The 20,019-nt window shown below is 70.2% G+C and carries 23 protein-coding genes; 7 read left to right on the forward strand and 16 right to left on the reverse strand.

The genetic code is table 11. The annotated features are described in order from the left end of the window. Window positions 1-3: 3 nt before the first annotated feature. Window positions 4-201, reverse strand: a complete 198-nt coding sequence (locus AQJ27_RS04580) for an antitoxin (protein WP_067361881.1) — start codon at window positions 199-201, stop codon at window positions 4-6. Window positions 202-504: 303 nt separating this feature from the next. Between AQJ27_RS04580 and AQJ27_RS04585 the strand changes: the two genes are divergently transcribed. Then, on the forward strand, window positions 505-3,150 hold the full coding sequence (locus AQJ27_RS04585) for a WD40/YVTN/BNR-like repeat-containing protein (protein WP_067361883.1): 2,646 nt from the start codon (window positions 505-507) through the stop codon (window positions 3,148-3,150). A gap of 47 nt (window positions 3,151-3,197) precedes the next feature. On the opposite strand, the gene AQJ27_RS04590 is transcribed toward AQJ27_RS04585, so the two are convergent. Both AQJ27_RS04590 and AQJ27_RS04595 read right to left on the reverse strand, forming a co-directional pair. Beyond that, the gene (locus tag AQJ27_RS04590) at window positions 3,198-3,542 is read right to left on the reverse strand and encodes an acetyl-CoA synthetase (RefSeq protein WP_235613384.1); all 345 of its coding nucleotides are present in this window, start codon (window positions 3,540-3,542) and stop codon (window positions 3,198-3,200) included. 304 nt (window positions 3,543-3,846) lie between these two features. Further along, window positions 3,847-4,281 (reverse strand): SDR family oxidoreductase, encoded by a 435-nt coding sequence (locus AQJ27_RS04595; protein WP_244313863.1) that lies wholly within the window; start codon window positions 4,279-4,281, stop codon window positions 3,847-3,849. Between the two features lie 117 nt (window positions 4,282-4,398). Between AQJ27_RS04595 and AQJ27_RS58455 the strand changes: the two genes are divergently transcribed. After that, window positions 4,399-4,533 carry an acyl-CoA dehydrogenase family protein gene (locus tag AQJ27_RS58455; RefSeq protein WP_079064775.1) on the forward strand — a complete coding sequence of 45 codons (135 nt, stop codon included), beginning with the start codon at window positions 4,399-4,401 and terminating at the stop codon, window positions 4,531-4,533. 69 nt (window positions 4,534-4,602) lie between these two features. Here the strand turns inward: AQJ27_RS58455 and AQJ27_RS04600 are convergent, their stop codons facing one another. From AQJ27_RS04600 to AQJ27_RS04605, 3 genes are all read right to left on the reverse strand, one after another. Beyond that, window positions 4,603-4,794: a hypothetical protein gene (locus AQJ27_RS04600; RefSeq protein ID WP_067361887.1), complete on the reverse strand. Its 192-nt coding sequence runs from the start codon at window positions 4,792-4,794 to the stop codon at window positions 4,603-4,605. A 160-nt stretch (window positions 4,795-4,954) separates the two neighbouring features. Then, window positions 4,955-5,095 carry a hypothetical protein gene (locus AQJ27_RS56275; protein WP_159064324.1) on the reverse strand — a complete coding sequence of 47 codons (141 nt, stop codon included), beginning with the start codon at window positions 5,093-5,095 and terminating at the stop codon, window positions 4,955-4,957. Continuing rightward, complete coding sequence (locus AQJ27_RS04605; protein ID WP_067361889.1) at window positions 5,092-6,333, reverse strand: DUF418 domain-containing protein; 1,242 nt, start codon at window positions 6,331-6,333, stop codon at window positions 5,092-5,094. The genes AQJ27_RS56275 and AQJ27_RS04605 overlap by 4 nt, the downstream gene beginning before the upstream one ends. Window positions 6,334-6,535: 202 nt before the next feature. Between AQJ27_RS04605 and AQJ27_RS04610 the strand changes: the two genes are divergently transcribed. Together AQJ27_RS04610 and AQJ27_RS04615 are read left to right on the forward strand one after the other, a co-directional pair. Further along, the gene (locus tag AQJ27_RS04610) at window positions 6,536-7,207 is read left to right on the forward strand and encodes a response regulator (protein WP_067361892.1); all 672 of its coding nucleotides are present in this window, start codon (window positions 6,536-6,538) and stop codon (window positions 7,205-7,207) included. After that, window positions 7,204-8,322: a sensor histidine kinase gene (locus tag AQJ27_RS04615; RefSeq protein WP_067361895.1), complete on the forward strand. Its 1,119-nt coding sequence runs from the start codon at window positions 7,204-7,206 to the stop codon at window positions 8,320-8,322. The genes AQJ27_RS04610 and AQJ27_RS04615 overlap by 4 nt, the downstream gene beginning before the upstream one ends. Before the next feature lie 109 nt (window positions 8,323-8,431). Here AQJ27_RS04615 and ykgO read toward each other — a convergent pair whose 3' ends face one another. The 3 genes from ykgO to rpmG form a co-directional block, all read right to left on the reverse strand. Further along, a complete protein-coding gene (ykgO, locus tag AQJ27_RS04620; RefSeq protein WP_054230145.1) occupies window positions 8,432-8,554 on the reverse strand; it encodes a type B 50S ribosomal protein L36 in 123 nt (40 codons plus the stop codon). 40 nt (window positions 8,555-8,594) lie between these two features. Next, window positions 8,595-8,855: a type B 50S ribosomal protein L31 gene (locus AQJ27_RS04625; protein WP_067361898.1), complete on the reverse strand. Its 261-nt coding sequence runs from the start codon at window positions 8,853-8,855 to the stop codon at window positions 8,595-8,597. Window positions 8,856-8,974: 119 nt separating this feature from the next. Next, window positions 8,975-9,139, reverse strand: coding sequence for a 50S ribosomal protein L33 (gene rpmG, locus AQJ27_RS04630; protein ID WP_054230143.1), 165 nt, complete (start codon window positions 9,137-9,139; stop codon window positions 8,975-8,977). Between the two features lie 584 nt (window positions 9,140-9,723). Here rpmG and AQJ27_RS04640 point away from each other — a divergent pair. Together AQJ27_RS04640 and AQJ27_RS04645 are read left to right on the forward strand one after the other, a co-directional pair. Then, on the forward strand, window positions 9,724-11,535 hold the full coding sequence (locus AQJ27_RS04640; protein WP_067361901.1) for a hypothetical protein: 1,812 nt from the start codon (window positions 9,724-9,726) through the stop codon (window positions 11,533-11,535). A gap of 7 nt (window positions 11,536-11,542) precedes the next feature. Further along, complete coding sequence (locus AQJ27_RS04645; RefSeq protein ID WP_067361903.1) at window positions 11,543-12,673, forward strand: serine/threonine-protein kinase; 1,131 nt, start codon at window positions 11,543-11,545, stop codon at window positions 12,671-12,673. A gap of 94 nt (window positions 12,674-12,767) precedes the next feature. On the opposite strand, the gene AQJ27_RS04650 is transcribed toward AQJ27_RS04645, so the two are convergent. Further along, on the reverse strand, window positions 12,768-14,009 hold the full coding sequence (locus tag AQJ27_RS04650) for a cytochrome P450 (protein ID WP_067361907.1): 1,242 nt from the start codon (window positions 14,007-14,009) through the stop codon (window positions 12,768-12,770). A 207-nt stretch (window positions 14,010-14,216) separates the two neighbouring features. Further along, window positions 14,217-14,951, reverse strand: a complete 735-nt coding sequence (locus AQJ27_RS04655) for an SDR family oxidoreductase (RefSeq protein ID WP_067361910.1) — start codon at window positions 14,949-14,951, stop codon at window positions 14,217-14,219. A gap of 136 nt (window positions 14,952-15,087) precedes the next feature. Here AQJ27_RS04655 and AQJ27_RS04660 point away from each other — a divergent pair, with 136 nt between their 5' ends. Continuing rightward, window positions 15,088-15,678, forward strand: a complete 591-nt coding sequence (locus AQJ27_RS04660; RefSeq protein ID WP_067361913.1) for a TetR/AcrR family transcriptional regulator — start codon at window positions 15,088-15,090, stop codon at window positions 15,676-15,678. A gap of 508 nt (window positions 15,679-16,186) precedes the next feature. On the opposite strand, the gene AQJ27_RS04665 is transcribed toward AQJ27_RS04660, so the two are convergent. The 5 genes from AQJ27_RS04665 to AQJ27_RS04685 form a co-directional block, all read right to left on the reverse strand. Beyond that, on the reverse strand, window positions 16,187-16,735 hold the full coding sequence (locus tag AQJ27_RS04665) for a heme-binding beta-barrel domain-containing protein (RefSeq protein ID WP_067361915.1): 549 nt from the start codon (window positions 16,733-16,735) through the stop codon (window positions 16,187-16,189). Window positions 16,736-17,095: 360 nt separating this feature from the next. Then, on the reverse strand, window positions 17,096-17,671 hold the full coding sequence (locus AQJ27_RS04670; RefSeq protein ID WP_067361918.1) for a hypothetical protein: 576 nt from the start codon (window positions 17,669-17,671) through the stop codon (window positions 17,096-17,098). A gap of 247 nt (window positions 17,672-17,918) precedes the next feature. Continuing rightward, window positions 17,919-18,188: a BlaI/MecI/CopY family transcriptional regulator gene (locus AQJ27_RS04675; protein WP_067361921.1), complete on the reverse strand. Its 270-nt coding sequence runs from the start codon at window positions 18,186-18,188 to the stop codon at window positions 17,919-17,921. A 78-nt stretch (window positions 18,189-18,266) separates the two neighbouring features. Further along, the gene (locus tag AQJ27_RS04680) at window positions 18,267-19,001 is read right to left on the reverse strand and encodes a class I SAM-dependent methyltransferase (protein WP_067361924.1); all 735 of its coding nucleotides are present in this window, start codon (window positions 18,999-19,001) and stop codon (window positions 18,267-18,269) included. Between the two features lie 162 nt (window positions 19,002-19,163). After that, complete coding sequence (locus AQJ27_RS04685; protein ID WP_067361927.1) at window positions 19,164-20,015, reverse strand: helix-turn-helix domain-containing protein; 852 nt, start codon at window positions 20,013-20,015, stop codon at window positions 19,164-19,166. Window positions 20,016-20,019 lie beyond the last annotated feature (4 nt).

A 20,019-nucleotide genomic window follows, 5' to 3' on the forward strand; every position in this document is an offset into this window, starting at 1 on the left:
GCGTCAGGCCTCCTTCTCGCCCAGTTTCTCGACGTACTCCTGCGCCTTGTCCACACCGGTCTCGATCTTGTCGGTGTATTTGCCGTCCGTCTTGTCGTCGATGATGTCGCCGGCCTTCTCCAGTCCGTCGGAGATCGTGTCGCCGTGGGCCTCGGCGACTTCCTCGGCCTTGTCCTTGAGGTTCTTCAGGTTGTCGAACACGCGTGACTCCTTCTCCGGCGGCACCGCCTGATCAGGGTCACGATCCCACCCGGCCCGCGGCGGCCAACAGGCCCACGATGCGGCGCCCTTGAGCAACGGGAGCGTACGGCCGCCCGGACCACTCCGGCCCACCGAAGCCCGACGCGCCCCCGTGCGCGGGTGCACCGGTGCCCGGGTGCCCGCCGCACAACACCTCATTCGTGGCAGGTTCTGGACAAGAATTGGGTAAGCCCCGGGACGCTCACCCGTCCCTCGTGGTCCTGTCTGTCCCAAGGCTGTGTCAACGCCGTTCGGGAGGACCACGTGCCAGTACCCACCCGCAAGAGACGATGGCTCACGATCTGTGCCGTCACCGCGTCGGCCGCGCTCGTCGCCCTGCCCGCCGGCGCCGCGCCCAGCCCGGACGCAGGCCGCCCCTTCGGGGCGCGCACGCTCGCCCAACTCGCCGCAGGCCGCGCGCAGTCGACGGGCGGCATCACCCCGAAGGAGACGGCGCAGGACTCCGATGGCGGCAACGAGTCCGGCGAGATAGCCGAGGGGGCCGACCAGTACGCCGAGGCCCGCACCTCACCGGGTGTCGTCGCCCCGGGAGCCTACGGCGCCGCCTGGAGCAGTCTGAACAACTTGCCTTCCAACGGCGGGAATTGGCGGAACGTCACCGATCTGCCGTACAACTCGGACGACCCGCGCTACCGCGACTTCGACTCCAACTCCAGTGGCGGTTCGGGCAACGTCACCGGCCGCCTCGCGGCCATGGCCGCCGACGACGACGGGTACGTCTACGCGGGCAGCGCGGGCGGCGGCGTATGGCGCTCCCGGTCCGGCGGCGGACACTGGGAGCCCATCAGCAACCGGCTGTCCTCGCAGTCCACCGGCGCGCTGGCCCTGGACGGGTCCGGGCGGCTGTGGCTGGGCACCGGTGAGGCGAACACCAACGCGGACGCATACCTCGGCAGCGGGGTGTATGTGCTGACCGACGCACACCACGGCACGTTCTCCGCGCGCAGCCGGGTCGGCGGCGACGAGCTGGAGAGCACCACCATCCACCAGCTGCGCTTCGGCGGCGGGAAGGTGTGGGCGGCGACCAGCGAGGGCGTATGGAGCCACTCCACCAGGACACTCGGCGGCGCCTGGAAGCTGGAGTTCGCCCCCAACCCCGACTACCTCCCCGGTGGTTCACTGGCGAAGGATCCTTCCGCCCCGTACAAGAACCTCGCCAACGACATCGCGATCGACCCGCAGGACCCCTCCAAGGTGGTTCTCGCGGTCGGCTGGCGCAGCGGTGACGACTACAACGGCTTCTACACCAAGGTGCGGGGCGCCTGGACGCGGATCACCAGCGGTCTGGGCGATCTGCCGTCCGACGCGGACAACGTCGGCAACGTCACCTTCGCCCGGTCCGCCGACGGCTCGCGCTACTACGCCGTCGACCAGTCGCCGGAACAGCTGAACACCAACCCGGACAGCGGCCTCGAGGGTATCTACGTGGCCAAGTCCGGCTCTCCTTTCGGCCCTTGGACGAAGGTCGCCGACTACAAGCAGCTCGCCGCGGACGGCTCGGCTCTCACCTCCAGCGGCTACATGCCCGGCGTACAGGCCTGGTACAACCAGTTCCTGACCGTCGACCCGGCCAACGCGCAGCATGTGTACGCGGGTCTGGAGGAGGTCTACGAGACCAAGGACGGCGGCGGCACCTGGTCCACCGTCGGCCCGTACTGGAACTTCGGTTTCCCCTGCTGGAGCATCGACCCCGCCAAGCAGACCGGCGACTGCAACGCGACGACCCACTCCGACCAGCACGGGGTCGCCGTCGGCCGCTACCACGGCAGGAGTTACGTGTACGTCGGCAACGACGGCGGAGCCTACCGGCGGCCGCTCGACGGCGCCCAGGACTCCTCCGGCCACGCCACCGACTGGACGTCCCTGAACGACGGCACGATCGACACGCTCCAGTACTACTCGGTGGGCATCGGCAAGGACCTCGCCCACGGCGGCGTCTCGGTCACTGGTGGCCTGCAGGACAACGGCCAGTCCGTCCTGCGCAGCGACGACAAGGTGATGGGCTCCGACTTCGGCGGCGACGGCGGCGACACGCTCACCGACCCGGCCGACGGCTGCGACATCGCCGAGGAGTACGTCTACCTCGCCGTCCAGATCACCCAGAACTGCGCCGTCAACGACGGTTCCTGGGTCAACGACGCGAGCAAGGTGACCTCGTACAACGTCGCCCCGGCCGACAACGCCACCAGCGAGGCCCGCTTCATCGCCCCGCTCGCCGCCGACATGAAGAACAGCTCGACCTGGATCGCGGGCGGTCGGCACGTGTGGGTGCAGACGCACGGATACGCCATCCGCAGCGGCTCCGAGTGGACCAGCGTGTACGACCTCGGCGCGGGCCGCACAGCGACCGCCGTCGCCGCGTCGGGCGGCAAGGTGTACGCGGCCTGGTGCGGCCCCTGCAACAACCAGGGCTTCGCGCGCGGAATCTCCGTCGGCAACGCGGACGGCACGGGCTGGCACGACGTGACCCTGCCGGTGGACGCGACCGTGCCCAACCGCTACCTCAGCGGCTTCGCCGTCGACCCGAAGAACGCCGACCATGTGTACCTGGAGGTCAATGGCTTCTCCCGGCACTGGACCGAGGGACCCGGCGCGGGCGTGGGCCATGTCTTCGAGTCCAAGGACGGCGGCACCACCTGGACCGACATCTCCGCGAACCTGCCCGACGTGCCGACCAACTCCGCGGTCGTCACAGCCAACGGGGGCCTCGCCGTCGCCACCGACCTCGGCGTGGTCTACCGTGCCCCGGGCCGTACGACATGGCAGCGCGTCGGCCGGCTCCCCGCGGTCGCTGTGCTCCAGCTGAAGCTGAGCCCGGACGGCGGCACGCTGTACGCGGCCACGCACGGCCGCGGCATCTACACGATCAAGGTGCGCGACTGCGGCTGACCCGCACGCACGAAGGAGGGGTGAACTCGCCGCCGTAAGCGGCCGGTTCACCCCTCCTTCGCGTACGGGACCACGCTCATCCGGAGCGTGAACGCGGTGCGCGCCGCGCCCGCCACGTCCGGAGCCTTCGCCGTCACCGTGATCCCGGCCGCCCCGCCCCGCACGCTCGCGCAGCGCAAGGTGGCACGGCCGGTCCCGTCGGCGTCGACGCGCCATCCGGAGACCAGCACCACTGCGGGCGCCGCACTCCGGACGGCCGTCCATCGCCGGTCGTCCGCACGCGGCCGCAGGGTGAGCGAAACCACCGTCCCGGCCCGCACGCACAACCGCCGTTCGACCGCGTCCCCGGGCGAGACGGTGACCTCCACCCGCCCGGCGAAGCAACTGGCCACCGCGGCGGCGGATCCGGGGCCCGACGCCGACGGTGCCCCTCGCCCCGGCTCCGCCGTCCCACCCGTAGAAGCACTCGCGGAGGCACTCGTGGACGCACTCGTGGGTCCGGACGACGGCCCCCGGCCTGCGCCTCCCGATCCACCGCACGCCGCGAGCAGCACCACTCCGGCGACCGCCGTCCAACCGGCCCACCACCGCATCGCGCACCTCCGCCCGTCCGGCCCGTTACCCGACGAGCACCAGCATGCCCGCCTCCCGGGAACCGTGCGGCGTGAGCGCAGAACAGGCGTGCTCGCGTCCGCGTCAGTCGCCGCGCACGGCGGCGAACACACCGCCGTCCACGAGGATGTCGACGCCGTTCAGGAAGCCGGCCTCGTCCGACAGCATGAAGGCGACGACACCGGCGACATCCTCGGAGCTGCCCGTCCGGCCCAGCGGGGTCGCGTCGATGAGCCGCTGCATGGAGGCGTGGGTCGCCGCCTCCTGCCGGCCCTGTGGGGTGTCGATGATGCCCGGCGAGAGGGAGCACGCCCGGGCTCCCACCGCTCCGAGGCGTACGGCCTCCTTCCGCGCGAAGCGGTGCACGCCGTGCTTGGCCCACGGGTACGCCATGGCGGTGTTCTCGATGGTCGGCCCGAGGGCGTCGTGGATCTTGTCGAGGAATTCCGGGTCGAGCGGGTCGTCCAGGATCGCGGCGACGGCTGGATCGGGGTCGATGCGCGCGAGCAGCGGGGACATCGAGGCGAAGTAGACCATCGCCGTGCCGGCGGTGGCGAGCGGGCGGAGCGTCTCGGCGATCAGCGCGGTCCCGACGAGGTCGCCGACACCTGCGCCGAGTTCAAGGCCGCCCGTTGGATGGCCTACCGCGCCGCCTGGCTCGCCGACCAGGGCTGTCCGCGCGGTACGGAGGCCGCCATGGCGAAGCTGTACGCCTCCGAGGTCGCCAACCGTGCGAGATCCAGCGCAACGTCATCGCCAGAGCGCTGGTGAAGCAGGCGTGAGCCGGCCATGAGGAACGGTCGGGTCCCGCGGTGCGCCTGAGCGCACCGCGGGTCCGGGTCAGCCGCCGACAGCGGCCGGCTGCCACTCCGGCTCGGGGTCGAGCGGCAGGTCGGGACGGTCGCGCTGGAACGCGGCGGCCCGCTCCTCCACGTCCGGCAGCGCGTTGTCGGACGCGCCGAAGCCGCGGAACAGGGTCGCGCAGTACTCGCGCGAAAGGAACGCGGCGTCCCACTGCCCCTCGGGGCGCACCCATGGGTAGGTGTGGTGGTGCAGGTTGAGGAACAGCAGGGTCGCCAGGCGCGGTGGGAGAGCATGGCTTCTTCGACTGGACCGGGTCCTCGTGCGTGAAGAAGAGCTCCACCACATCGGTGTGCACAGCCACGATGAGGCCCGAGTCGTCGGCCTCCCGTCAGTGGTGTCCGACCAGCGTGGTGACGACGTGGTCGACGGCGTCGGCGTACAGGTCCGGGCGCAGGACGCCCAGGACGGCCGCCGCCGCGGCCGCCGTCAGGAGCCAGGGCTCCCAGCGGCCGTTCGACGGACCCGTCATCGGACGCGCTCCGCGATCCTGGTCGCCCGGCCGAGCAGCCACTCCAGTGGTCCGCGCGCGAAGTGGCGGGACCAGAGGGTCGCGAACACGGTCACGGCCACGAGGAAGCCGAGCAGCACGTGCAGCGGGGCACCTGGCAGTTCCTCTATGCCCAGGGCGCGGATGCCGACGAGGTGGAAGACGTACGCGGTCAGGGACATCGTGCCCACCGCGATGACCGGAGCGGCCAGTCGGCGAAAGCGCGGGAGGGCGTCGGTGGCGGCGAGGCAGGCGGCCAGGACCGCGATGGCCACACCGGTGTTGGCCACGACCGAGAGGGTCGTCTCGCTGTGCGGCGAGGCCGCCAGCAGCCAGGCGGGGGTGGTGCCGGTCGGATAGCCCGCGGTGTCGGACCACCAGGCCGACATGACCGAACCGCCCTCGCCCCAGGCGGAGGCGCGCAGTGCGGAGGCGGCGCCCGGGACGAGGTGCAGGGCCAGGAAGGAGCCGCCGTAGCCGAGGACGGCCAGCGACACACCGGTGATCGCGAGGCGTGCGCGGACGACGGTGGAGGCCAGGTCCAGCCGGGCCACGGCCATGCCGGCGACGACGAACGGGATCCAGGCCAGGGCCGGGTAACCGCCGGTGAAGAGAAGCGAGACGATGCCGTCCGCGTCGGCGGGCCAGGCCCAGATCCCGCCCGGACCACCACCGTCGCCACCGCCCGGGTTGAGGGCCTGCTGCACCACGTACAGGATCTGAGGCAGGATCAGCGCACCGCTCAGGGCGATGACCGCCAGTGGTCGGGCGCCGAGTCGGTACAGCGGCAGGACCAGTAGGAAGTACAGGCCGTAGAAGGCGAGGATCACCTCGACCGGGGTGCCGGTCAGGGTGAGCGCGGTGCCCAGGACCACCAGGATGAGGGCTCGGATCACCACCTTGGCGACCGCCTGGCGGCCCGCCCGGCCGGTCTTGGGGGTACGGCGGCCGGTGATCAGCACGATCGAGAAGCCGGCCAGGAAGGCGAAGAGCGCGGAGGCCCGGCCGTGAGCCAGTTCCATGAAGAAGCCGGTCGATCCGCCCTCGGAGGGATCGGGGCCGACGTGGGCCGCGTACATCCCGAAGACCGCGAGCCCCCGGGCGAGGTCCACTCCGATCAGGCGCCCCACCGAGGGCCGGATGTCGGGGAGTTGCGTGGTTTGGGACGCCTCAGGTCGGGGCGGTGCCACGAGCGCCGTGTCGTGTGCGTTCTGCGTCATGGATCACAGGCTCGAGAGGAACGCCGGTCGCGCAGTATCCGGCAGGCGTCCGGTCCACACCCCCCGGACGACTGGAACCGACCCGCCGGGTGGCCGGGCCGTTCCGCCGGAGCGCCGCACCGGGCTTTTCCCGTTCTACGGTCACAGTGACGACAATCGACATCGAGGACATCGATGGCATCGAGGACGAGGCGGAACGCACGTGATCCGGGTAGTGGTGGTGGACGACGAGGCTCTGGTGCGGTCCGGCTTCGAGCTCATCCTCGGCGCGGCCGACGACATCGAGGTCGTCGCGACCACGACGGGCGCGGAGGCGGTGGACGCGGTACGGCGGGAGGCACCGGACGTCGTACTGCTGGACATCCGGATGCCGGACGTCGACGGTCTGACCGTACTGCGGCACCTGCGGGCGCTGCCGGACGCGCCCGTGGTGGCGATGCTGACGACGTTCGACGCCGACGAGTACATCCTCACCGCGCTGCGCTCGGGGGCGGCCGGCTTTCTGCTCAAGGACACCGAGCCGGACCAACTCGCGCAACTGGTACGCACCTTGCACGCGGGCGGTGTCGTGATGTCACCGAAGGCGTCCCGTGCCGTCTGGCAGAGCCACCCGGGCGCGACCGCCGCGGACGACGAGGAGGCCGCCCGCGTCGGACGGCTCACCGAGCGGGAGCGCGAGGTGCTGGTGCTCATCGCGGAGGGGCTGTCCAACGCCGACATCGGCAGCCGCGTCCACCTGAGCGCGGGCACCGTCAAGGACCACGTCAGCGCGATCCTGACCAAGCTGCGCGTGAACAGCCGGGTGCGGGCCGCGCTGCTCGCACAGCGGGCGGGCCTGCTGGACGGGCGGAACGGGTCGGAGGACCGGCGATGAACGCGGACACGCCGTGGTGGGCGCGGATCCCGGATCCGGTCGTCGATGCCGTGGTCGTCGCCGTGGCCGCCGTGGACGTCCTGATCAACCTGGGGGACTCGAGCCGCCTCGCGACGGTGACGACAGCCGTCGCCTGTGCCGCGCTCGCCCTGCGTCGCCGTTTTCCGCTCACGGTGTTCCTGTTCACGCTCCCGGCCAGCCTGATGGTGGACATCGTCTTCGCCCCGTTCGCCGCGCTGTTCACCCTCGCCGAGCGCTCCCGCGACCGTCGACTTCTGGTCGCGGCCGCCTTTCTGTTCGCCGCCGCCTCCGCCGTGCCCTGGCCCCTGGGCAACGTCGGTTCACACGAACGCGCCTGGACGCTGATCTACTTCTTCTACACCCTGGCCACGGCCGCCGCCCCCGTACTGCTCGGCCAACTCGTCCAGGCCCGGCGGGACTTGGCCGACCGGCTCATGGAGATCGAGACGGCACGCGAACACGAGCGGCTGCTGCACTCCCAGGCCGTCCTGGCCCGGGAACGTGCCCAGCTGGCCCGCGAGATGCACGACGTCGTCTCCCACCAGGTGAGCCTGATCGCCGTACAGGCGGGTGCCCTTCAGGTCGCCGCCAAGGATCCGCACTTCAAGGAGGGTGCCCGCACCATCCGTTCGCTGAGCGTCGACACGCTCGACGAACTGCGCCACATGGTCGCGCTGTTGCGGGCCTCCGGGGGCCGCGTCGGCGAACTCACCCCGCAGCCCACACTCGCCGACCTGCACAAGCTCGTGTCGACCAGCTGCATCGAGGCGACCCTGACGGGTGAACTCCCCTCCCCGATCGCCACCCCCGCGCAACGCGCCCTCTACCGCACCGTGCAGGAATCCCTGACCAACGTACGCAAACACGCGCCCGGCGCGGCCGCCACCGTCCACCTGTGGCACTCCGACGACCGCTTCGGCGTTACGGTGACCAACAACGCCCCCACCCGCCCCTCCCTGCCCCTGCCCGGCTCCCAGCAGGGCCTCGTCGGCCTCCGCGAGCGCGCCGAACTCCTGGGCGGGGCCTTCGAGTCCGGGCCCACCCCCGACGGCGGCTACCGCGTGACGCTCCGCATCCCGACGGACGCGGACTGAGCGCGACGCCGTGGCCCGTACGCCTCGGGACAAAGGCTCGCGCCCGTACCGCACGTCGGCTTCGGGCATGCGGTACGGGCGTGGTGTGCGACGGTCGCCCCGGGCGTCGTCAGCCCTGGCGGGCCTTGAAACGCGGGTTCTTCTTGTTGACGACGAAGACCACGCCCCGTCGACGGACCACCTGGGCCCCCGGCTTGGACTTCATTGAACGCAAGGACTTGCGCACCTTCATGGATCTGTTCTCCTCGTGCTGTGAACGGTCAAACCCGCCGTCAGTGCCGCGGCGAGGCCGTACGGCCGTAACGACGCTCGAAGCGCTCCACGCGGCCTGCGGTGTCCAGGACCCGCGAGGTCCCGGTGTAGAACGGATGGCTCGCCGACGAGATCTCGACGTCGATCAGCGGGTAGGTGCCCCCGTCCTCCCACTCGATCGTCTTCGACGAGTGCGCGGTCGAACGGGTCAGAAACGCGATGTCCGCGGCCCGGTCACGGAAGACGACGGGACGGGATTCGGGGTGGATGCGGGGCTTCATGAGGTTGCCTCCCTTGTGACGGTCGACGGTTCTATGACGGTCGACGGTCTTCGGACGGTCGATGGTCCTGTGACGGTCGACCGTCCTGTGACCGTCCGCCCGGTGGCGCCGGGCTCCGCTCAGCGCTCCTCCCGGAACGGAACGTGCTCACCGACCACCGGGTCGTACTTGCGCAGGACGAGCCGGTCGGGGTCGTTTCCGCGGTTCTTCCGGGTCACGTAGGTGACGCCGGTCCCGGCTGTCGACCTCAGCGTGACGACGGGTCGCGCGCTGTTGCGTGCCATGAGGTCCTCCTTCCGCCCACATCACGCGATCTTGACTCGCGCATGTCAGCTACGTGTGGTGTAACAGCGGACCTGGTCGGCGCATTCCCGGGGGCTGGGGCAGGAGGTGGAGGGAGGGAGGCAGGGGGTGGCGGGGAGCGGTACGAGGGGGCGGCAGGGAGGCTTGGGGCGAAATGAAACAAGCCCCGCCTCCGGAATACAGGAGGCGGGGCTGTGGAGCGCCGGGCAGGCCTTGCACCTGCATCTCCCCGCAGGAAGCGGGGCGTCTTTCCTTGGACCACCAACGCGAGGCCGACCGCCGAAGTCTTCCGGCGGGCTGCTCAAGATCAATCATAGCCCAGCCGGAGCGGTGCATGACACCGCCAGGGTTGCCACGTGTCCAGGAAGGCTCAGGAGTCCTCGGCGGCGATCGCCGCCGCGCGCACGGCAGGAAGCCGAGGCGGCTGTCTCCGCGCACAGGCGCCCGTCCGAAGACACACATGCGCCGCGCGCGCCGCTACGCGCCCTTGTGCTCCTGCGGTGCGTCGCCAGAAAGTACCTGTTCCGAAGACCGAAACCGCACGGCGGGACGAACGGGGAGCGGTGTGAGCGAGCAGCCCGAGGCCGATGCCAGTCTCAACGAGTTGAGGGACGGCCTCAAGGAGATACGCGAGGCGCAGCAGCGCCGCGAAGGCGACCTGAAGGCCCTGCACGACCGGTTCGGCACGCTGTCCGGGGGCCTGGAGGTCCTGGGCGGCAGAGCCAAAGAGCTCGCCCTTCAGGTCGAATCGGTGAGCTCCGCCACCGAAGAGCTACGGGAGGGGCTGTCCCGGACCCAGTCCGAGCTCGGCCAGGTCAAGGCCGAACTCACGGACTTCCGGTCCCAGTACGAACGCGACCAGGCCGTCCTTGCCGCACAGTTCGAGCTCGACCGGATCACCGAGGAGTGGCAGCGCAGGTTCGGCAACCGGGAAAAGGTGCGTTCTCTCGCTCGTGGCCTGGTCAAGCAGCTGACCCCACAGCTCGTGAAGAGCGGGGTGCTGAGGACCGACAACCTCCGGCTCTTCGTGGAGAAACACCTCGTCCACGACCCCGACTTCTGGCTCGCCCACGCAACCCTGGCGGTCGCCGCCCGCCTGGACGGCGACGACGAGGTCCGGCTCACCGCGATGGGGCAGGCGCAAGGGCTCGACCTCGGCAAGGCCAACCTGTTCTTCTCGCTCGCCGCGGCGAGGACGGGCGAGCACGAACGGGCGGGGAACTGGATGGACGGCTACCTTCAGCACGCCGTCGACCCGGATCGACTCGGCAGGGACTTCCTCGTGGTCCTCGACGCCGTCGCCAGCCGCGAACTCGGCGACCTCGCACACAGCTACGCCCGGCAGGTGATGGTGCGCTGGGGCACCGAGGCGGCGGCGGGCGGGACGGCGGCCAGGGCGAGTGTGCGACGGTGGACACCCCAGCTGCGCAAACTCCTCGCCTCACCCGGCGACCGGTTCGAGTCCCTGGGCCAGGCGTACGACGGGGACTGGCCGGCGCTCCTCGAACACTGGCGGCTCGCCACCGTCACCACAGGCACCCTCGCCCACCTCCGCAAGGAGTTCCCACCCCCGACCCGCACGGCGTCCACCCCCGGACGTGTCCGCTACGCCGAGACGGCCATCGACCGCCTCATCGGTCATCTCGAACCCGATGAGGCCGCGCTGCACACCAAGAAGGAAGCGCTGCGCCGTTTCATCGAGCACCGGGGCAACGAGGAGGCGGCACAGGAGGAGCACGAACTGCGTCAAGGGGCGGACGCCGAGGTCATGGACTTCACGACACTCCTCGACAACGCCGTTTTCAAACCGAGCCAGATCGCACTCGGAGACGACGCCCGCCGCCTCGCGCTCATGCAGATGCTGCCCAACCTGTGCACCGCCGCCGGGGACCTGGTGGCGGCCTCGCTGAGCCACCGGCCTCAGAGCATCCGTATCGTGATCCAGGGCTGGCACACTCGCCTGCCGACCGACCCCGCCGCGTCCATCGACGGGAAATCCCTGGCCGACGCGCTGGAGACCGAACTGCTCGAACGCACGGAGGCGGACGCCGCGGCTGTCGACCGCAACCTGCCGCGACGCGTAGGGGGCACCGCCGGTGGCCTGTCCGCCCTCGTCCTGGCCCCCTTCCTCCTCGGCGGCTTCCTCCTGGCACTCGCGTTGCTGGTCGGCGCCTTCGCCGGAGTGTGGGGGCTGTTGGACGTGACGCGCGTACCGGCCGAGCGCGGCAGGATCCGCGAGGCCGGCGTGGTGCGGCGGCAAAGTGCGCAGCGCCGGTTGCAGGATGTGCTGAGCCGGCGCATCGAGTTCTTCGCCGAATGGAACGAGCACGTCGCGCGGCTGCCCGAGCTGTGCGCCTGGGACCCGACGGGCAAGTGACGCAATCATGGAATCAGGACGTGTCCTCGACCGGCGCTACAAGCTGGAGTCACCCCTCGGCCGCGGCGCCCAGGGCTCCGTCTGGCTCGGACTCGACCTCCGCCTGAACCGGCCGGTCGCGGTGAAGGTGGCCACACTGCACCGTCACCCCGGACAGGGCGAGCACTCCGAGGAACTGAACCGGCGCGTCGAGCGATTCCGCAAAGAGGCTCAGGCGATGGCGCGCATCCAAAACCGGCCCCATGTCGCCGTCATCTACGACCACGGCGAGGACGGCGACATCCTGTACTCCGTCATGGAGTACATCGAGGGCAGGCCGCTCTCCGCCCACACAGGGCAGGGCCGGCACCTCACCCTGGAACAGACCGTGCGCTGGACGAGGCACATCTGCGACGGCCTCGCCGACGCCCACGAGGCGGGCGTGGTGCACAGGGACGTCAAACCCGGCAACATCGTCATCGACACCACCGGATCCGCCAAGGTCGTCGACTTCGGCCTCGCCCGCTTCATCGACGCGTCCTCTTCGCACGGTCCAGGGTGGGGCACCGTTCACTACGCTTCCCCCGAACGGCTCCGTGAGGAATCCGGCAGCGCTCTCAGCGACCTCTACTCACTCGGCTGCGTCGTGTACGAGATGCTCACCGGCTGGTCTCCCTTCGGCCACATCTCGGATCCCTATGCCGTCATGTGGCACCACGTGGAGAAAACGCCCGCCCCGCCAGGCGCGCTGCGTCCCGGCATCCCCAGGGCTCTCGACTCCCTCGTACTGAGACTGCTGGAGAAGTCACCCGGGAACCGGCCACCCGACGCCCGAGCCGTGGCCCGGGCGGTCCAGCAGATCGAGTACGTCTCGGACGACTCCGCGGATCCGCACGTCGACACGCGCCATATCGCCGAGATCCAGAACCTGGAACGGTTCATCCAACTGCACGCCGACGGCCCCCGGGCCTCGGACACGGACGTCCTCGACGCACGCGCCCGGCACGCCAGGCTCACCGGCGAGTCGGGCGATTCCCGAGGTGCCGCCGCGCTCTGCCAGCGCCTGGGGCAGGACTGCGCGCGCCTGCTCGGCCCCGATCACCACCGTGTCTTCGAGGCCTACCGGGAGGCGTCGCGCTGGAAAGAGGGCACCGGCTGAAGCTCCGTATGTCCCTTGGTACGTCACTCCCTACGTCCTGCTGGTGTCAAAAGGGCTAGAGGTACGGGCTACAGGTACGGGCTAGAGGTACGAGCTACCAGGTGACCGGCAGCGCGGCGACGCCGTACGCCATCGCGTCTTCCTTGAAGTCGATCTCCTCCAGCGTGGTGGCCAGTCGCAGCGTGGGCACGCGCCGGTAGAGCGTGCCGTAGACGACCTGGAGTTCCACGCGGGCGAGTTGCTGGCCCAGGCACTGGTGGACGCCGAAGGCGAACGCGTTGTGCTGGCGGGCGTCGCGGAGCAGATCGAGGCGGTCGGGCTCCGGGAAGGCCTCCGGGTCCCAGTTGGCGGCGGGGAGGGAGACGATGATTCCGTCCCCGTCGCGGATGACCTCGCCGCCGATCTCGATGTCCTCCAGGGCGATCCGGCGCTGCCCGGTGTGGGCGATGGTCAGGTAGCGCAGCAGTTCCTCGACCGCTCCGGCCACGACCTTGGGATCGTCCGTCTCGCGCAGCAGGGCGAGCTGCTCCGGGTGCTCCAGCAGCGCGAGGGTGCCCAGCGCGATCATGTTCGCGCTGGTCTCGTGCCCGGCGATGAGCAGGATGACGGCCATGAGGGACGCCTCCCCCATGGTCAGTTCACCGGCCTCGACCAGGGCCGCCAGGTCGGACAGCGTGTCCTCGGCGGGGTTCTCCGTCTTGGCGTGGATCTGCCGGGCCAGGTACGCGCCGAGCGCGACGCTCGACTCGCGGTCCTGCTCGGCCGATGACGTCTGGCTGACCGCGACGGTGGCGTGGTACTGGAAGAACTCATGGTCCTCGTAAGGGACTCCGAGCAGTTCGCAGATCATCAGCGTGGGAATGGGCAGACCCAGCGCCTGGACCAGGTCGGCCGGCTTCGGCCCGGCCAGCATCGCGTCGATGTGCTCGTCGGTGACCTTCTGGATGGCGGGGCGCAGGGCCGCCATCCGCTTGGCGGTGAAGGAGGAGGTCAGCATCCGGCGGAGCCGGGTGTGGACGGGGGCGTCCGTGTTGAAGAGCGTGTCGGGGTGGTGGTGCGCGTTCTCCGCCATGGCCTTCTTCGGGAACGGAAAGCCGGGCCGCTTGTCGTCGACGCTGACGCGGGGGTCGCCGAGGACGGCCCGCAGGTCTTCGTGGCGGGTGATGAGCCAGGGGGTGCTGCCGTCCCAGATCCGCACCTTGCTGATCGGCTTCTCCTCGCGGATCTCCGCGAGGACCGGCGGCGGGGCGAACGGACAGGCGGCCGCCCTGGGCGGCACGAACTCGGGGATCTCTTCGGCGGCGCCGCTCGCGGTTCCGGTCGGTGTCTCAGCCATGTCACTCCTCGGTGGGGGGGGGGCTCCCCCGGAACGGGGAGCGGGGTCTCAGAGGGGCTCTGGGGCCTATGAGATCGGAGCAGACTGACGGCTACGGGCCACTTCACTGACGGGAACCTGACGTGACTCGGATCACGTGTACGCGCCCCCCACCTCGGCGCCGGCAGGCCATGACGCGGCGCGGCATGGCATGGCGGCGAACGAACCTCAGTCCTGCGCGGTGGGACGCACCACGATGTCACCTACGTCGACACCGTCCGGCTGCTCGACGGCGAAGGCGACGGCGCGGGCCACCGCGGCCGGCGGGATCGCGATGCTGTCCATCTTTTCGACGATCTGGACCTTCACCTCGGCATCCATGCGGTCGGCGAAGTCCGTACGGACGAACCCCGGCGAGACGACGGTGACGCGCAGTCCCTCGCCGGCCTCCTGGCGCAGGCCCTCGGAGAGGGTACGGACTGCGTTCTTCGTGGCGGCGTACACCGACTGGAGCGGAGTGACGCGCAGTCCGGCGGTGGACACGATGTTGACGAAGTGCCCGAAGCCCTGCTCCCGGAAGACCGGCAGCGCTTCGGCGATCCCGTACAGCACGCCCTTGAGGTTGACGTCGATCATCTCCTCCCAATCCTCGACGCGGAGGTCGTCCAGGGGGGAGATCAGACCGACTCCGGCGTTGCTGACGAGGACGTCGAGCTTGCCGTACCGCTCGCGGGCCAGTCGTACGAGGCCGGACAGATCCTCGCGCCGCGTCACGTCCGTACGGACCCAGGCGGCTTCACCGCCCGCCTTTTCGATCCGGGCGGCCAGGGCCTCGAGACGCTCCGCACGGCGCGCCCCGAGGACGACCCGGGCGCCGCGCTCGGCGAGCAGGAGCGCGGTCGCCTCACCGATGCCGCTGCCGGCACCTGTGATCGCCACTACCTTGCCTTCGATTCCCGACATGATCGACAGTCCTTTCGCAGGGGGAACGAGGGCATGTCACACCCATGCCCTACAGTGAAAGTGGAGGCGCCGCCACTTCGACCACCATAAGCGGAGGCGCCGCCACTTAGCAACGGGAGAGCGAGGAGCGACGCCGATGGCCCGCGATACAGGACGTCCACTGAGGGCTGACGCACAGCGCAACCGGGAGAAGATCCTGGCCGCCGCGGTACGTGTGTTCACCGAGGAGGGGCTGGACGCGCACTTCGAGCGCGTCGCCAAGGAAGCGGGCGTGGGCACCGGCACCCTCTACCGCAACTTCCCGACCCGCGAGGCCCTGATCGAGGCCGCGTACCGCAACGAGGTGTCCCGGCTGTGCGAGGCCGTCCCCGGGCTCCTGGCGACGATGCCGCCCCACGAGGCCCTACGCGCCTGGACGCGTCGCTTCATCGACTACGCCACCGCCAAACTCGGCATGGCCGACGCCCTGCGAGCCGTCGTCGCCTCGGGAACCAACCCCTACGCCGAGAGCCACGAGCTGATTCAGGCCGCCCTCACCTCCCTCATGAACGCCGCCACCGCCGCCGGCGCGATCCGCACCGACATCAGCCCGACCGACATGTTCGCCGCCCTCGCCGGCATCGCCCTCACCTCAGCCGGCCCCGACCAACGCGAACAGGCGGAACGCCTCCTCGACCTCACCCTGGACGGCCTGCGCCCGCCGCCGCCGCAGGCGCCCGCCAACTGACGCCGACGCCCCGTGCGGGGTGCGACCAGCGCCGGACAGGGGCGACGGGTGAAGGCCGGGGCACCGACGGACCCGGCAGCCATCCGAGCCACAACGCAAAGGAAAACGCGGCCTGCTGGGAGCCGCCGCGGCCATGAGAGGCACTTCGGTGACAGCCGATCACCACCCGCGGACGAACTTCGTCTTCGCTCCGCCCGTGGAGAATCCAACCGCATGGCAGGCAAGCCCGGAGACGTTCAGGAACGCGCTGACGCAAGCATTTCCCGATGCCTTCCTGGAGCCCCTCACTTCCTCTCTCCGCGACGCGCCTGCCCTGGACTTCGAGATCGAGGTGGCGCCGGACGTCCTCGTCATGACGTCTTCATCAGGGGGACGGCGGCCCCTCCCGACGTCCGCCGATTCCACGGAAATCGATGCCGTACTCCGCAACCGTCTGCCAACTGCCGAACCCGAGTGCCCCGCCCCACACCACCTCTCAGCGGTACTGCTCAACAACCTCGCCGCGCTCCTACTCCTTCTCCTTGCGCCGCAGCGTCGCCGAGAGGTGGTGCTGCAGCGGCTGCCCCACCGCCGCGAGCTCATGGACGAACGTGAGCGTGTCGTCGTCGGTCAGGACGTAGGTCCGGCGGGTTGCGTTGACCTCCTTGGCCGTGGGCGTGAGGGCCACCTCGTGGGTGGAGAGGTCGACCGTGTTGTCGGCCGCCCGGCCGACGGCGATCTCGGCGATGCCGGTGGGCTGGGTGATCAGTGCCTCCACCCGGCCGTCGGGCTGGAGCCGCCACCAGCCGCTCTCCCGAGCCGACGGGCGCAGCGGTGTGCCATCGGCGTCCAGCAACCAGGCCCGGGCCTCGTAGCGGAGGAAGGGCCGGCCGTCATGACTGAAGGTGACCTCCTGCGCGTACGCGAACTCCCCGGCGAGCGTGGGATACCCACCGCGACCCCGCCCGCGCCAGGTACCCAGGAGTCCGATCACCGGTGTGAGAAGCGCCTGCGGGGCAGGCGCTGCATCCGATCGGTGGACGTCGGGGTACGGATACTCCGGTGCGGGGTCGAACACGGTGTGCGCTCCTGGGATCGGGTCCGGTGCCGGGCCGAAGCCTAGGCCGTCGATGTCGCTCCCCGCGGCGACGGCGCGAAGGACTGTCCGCCGGCTCGTCACAACTGGGAGCCCAGGGGCACGCGATCTCGTCTGCGGACGCCGCGGTCAGCACGGTCGCCGTGCACACGGACGACACCCAACCAGCCTTCTCCATACGCACATTCAGGGAGGGACTCAGCTCCAGGCGGCGCGGCGCGCGGCGGACCACATACGCCACGACATCTCGACCTCCGCCGTTCCGATCGTGCCTGCACTCGCCTCCCGACAGGATGCCGAACCGCGCCTTCCCCGCGGCAAGACCCGGCCGTGAGTCCGGGCTCAGCCCGTGCTGGTGGACTTCGTGCCGGACGGGGTGACGGCGTACCACGTGTTGCCCTTGGCCTGGCCGTTCGTCTGTCCGGCCTGTGTGTCGCCCACGTATCGGTACAGCGGCCAGCCGCCGAGGGTGAGCTGTTTCATGCCGTTCCGGTGGACCGTGCCGAGCAGGCTCTTCTCGACCCCCATGGTCTGTACGGAGTCCTGCACGATGACGGGGATCCACGTCTTCGTGCACTCGCCGGCGCACGTCCACTTGGACGGATTCGCCTCGTCCTTGTCGTAGCGGTAGAGGGTCAAACCCTTGTCGTCGGTCACCACGCTGCCGATGTCGTTGACCGTCTTGGCCATCACCATGGTGGTTGTGGCCGGGTCGCCGGCGGCAACCGGTGCGGAGGGCGTGGATTCCGAGGCGGTCGCAGCCGAGGTCGCGGACTCCGAGGCGGCCGTGGCGACCGGAACGGTGTTGCCGGGGCTCGTACCGGCGGACGCCTTTTCCGTCGAGCTGCCGCACGCCGCCAGAAGGAACGCCGAGGCGAGCCCTGCGGCCGAGAGGAGGACGATGCGTCGCTGGATCACGGAGTTTCCCTTCGGCGGTCGTTCTGCTTACTCCCTTCGTACGTTGGGTAACTCCCGCCCACTCAGCCACCGGTGGCACATGGCGAAGGCTTGACCGACCGCGACGGAGAACTCAGGGAGCTTGGTTGGCGGTCGGCAGGGCGGCGGCGGACTGGTCGGCAGTGACGGGGGTGCCGACGTCCATGCGGCAGGAATGCAGCAGGCCCGCCCACGGCCGCCGTGCAGCCGACCAGGACGGGGGCGGCGTTCACTGCTTCGTCTGTCGACCCATGTTGCGCAGAGCCCTGCGCAGAGCGGCCAGTTCTTCCTCCGACATGTTCTCCACGAAGTGGAGCAGCGCGGCCGAGCGGTCCTTGCTCTCCCCCAGGCCGTCCTCCATGAGTGCGGCGGTAGGCCTCACGGCTGCGACGGGGCGGGCCTTGTTGATGTCGTCGACGACCTCGCGCACGGTCGCCGGACGGCCCCACGTCCAGAGGCGGTCCATGATCTCCGCCTCCAGATCCCCCAGCCGCCGCATGGCCCGGCTCCCTCACGCCACCGAATACGTAGCGCCATAGTAGACGGCTGACCTGTCGCATTTCCGTGGGCAACATGCTCAGCGGCCCTTGACGGCATGCAGCAGTGTGACGCCGAGCCACGGGCCGCCGTACCAGTACCCGGGGCCGAGTCCGCGCAGCGTGCCCTGGCCGAGGTGCGCCGCGTACTTCCTGGCCATGGGCCAGAAGTCGGCGACGATCAACTGCCCCCCCGGGCGCAGTACCCGCATGGCCTCGTCCACCGCGCGGTATCGCGCCTCGGTCGACGGGATGTTGTGGATCGCCAGCGCGCTCGTCACGACGTCGAAGGAGCCGTCCGCGAACGGCAACGCGGTCATGTCGGCCGTCTGTACTTCCACCCGGTCGGCGACCCCTGCCGCGGCGGCGTTGGCGAGCGTGACTTCGGGCCGGTTGCCGCTCTGGTCCTTTCCGGACCACAGGTCCACGCCCACGGCGTGTCCCGTCGGCAGCCGCCTGGCCGCCTCGATCAGCACCGCGCCGCGACCGCACCCCAGGTCCAGCAGTCGCTCATCACCCTTCAGTCCGACCTGGTCCAGCTCCCGCCTCCAGATGCGCAGCTTGCCGTGCAGTGTGGTGTGCAGATAGATGCCGGTGCTGGCAAACAGTGCCGTCCCCGCGGTCGCCATCGCGTTCCGTCCCGGCCGCGACCGGCCGGCGGCCAGGCAGCAGGCCGCGCCGACGGCGGCGAGTGTCGCGGGGAACGCTGGAGCGTCTACGCCGTAGCGCGGCCGTTGAAAGCGCGGCGGTGGGGAGTCATCCCGGTTCTTGGACATACGCGCAGTGTCACAAGCTCAACTGCCGGGCGGCTTGTAGAAATGTTCCCCCGCGGCAGGCGCGCCACCGGCCGCGCGTCGCGCCTGCCGGGTGCAGACCGTCCGGTGTCGGATACAGACCGTCTGATGTCGGGTACAGACCCTCGGGAACAGACCGTCGGGTCAGGGCTTGGACAGGTATTCGGGGGCGGCCCACGCCACGTCGTCGACCGCAAGCCACGGCGCAACCGCGACGGCCGTGGGTGTCACACCCGCGAACGCCATGACATCCCGATGGAGGTGGGACTGGTCGGCGTAGCCGATCTCCGCCGCCACCCGTGCGGCGCTGACACCCGCGGCCAGACGGTGGGCCGCATGGTCGAAACGGACAAGCTGAGCGGCGCGTTTGGGGTTGAGACCGATCTGGGCCCGGAACCGGGACCACAGTCGCTTACGGCTCCAGCCGACCTCGCCCGCCAGCCGCTCGACCCGCACCCCTCCCAGGTTCGTCACCATCTGCCGCCATACGAAGGCGACCTCAGGATCGATCGCTCGGCCTGCCTCGTGTCGTCGAACGAACGCCGCCTCCGCGATCGCGAACCGGTCGTCCCACGACCTGGCAGCGCGCAGTTGCTCCTGGGTGCGGGCGGCATCGCGGCCCCAGAGGTCGTCGAGGGAGACCATCATCCCGCTCAACTCCGAAGAGACGCCCAGCACCGCGTGCGCGATCACCGGCGACAGACGCACCTGCAGGCTTTCGATGTCACGGCCGCGTCCTCGAAGGCCGCTGGGCACGAGTCCGACGACGACACTGCCGTTCTGCTGCCGGCCGTTGGTGTCGTCGACGGTGAGCGGCTCGTCGCCGAGGCTGACGAGCACCGTGACAGCCGGGAACGGGATCACGCTCAGGTCGACGAACTCCGAGGTACGAGCGCGGAATCCGGCCATGCTGACCCCTGGCAGCAGGCCGGGCCGGGACGGGGTGGCGATGTCCCAGATCGCCGCAGCGTCACGAGCCGGGTCGGCGGATCGCATGTCG

Source organism: Streptomyces olivochromogenes, from assembly GCF_001514115.1.
Classification (GTDB): Bacteria; Actinomycetota; Actinomycetes; order Streptomycetales; family Streptomycetaceae; genus Streptomyces; species Streptomyces olivochromogenes.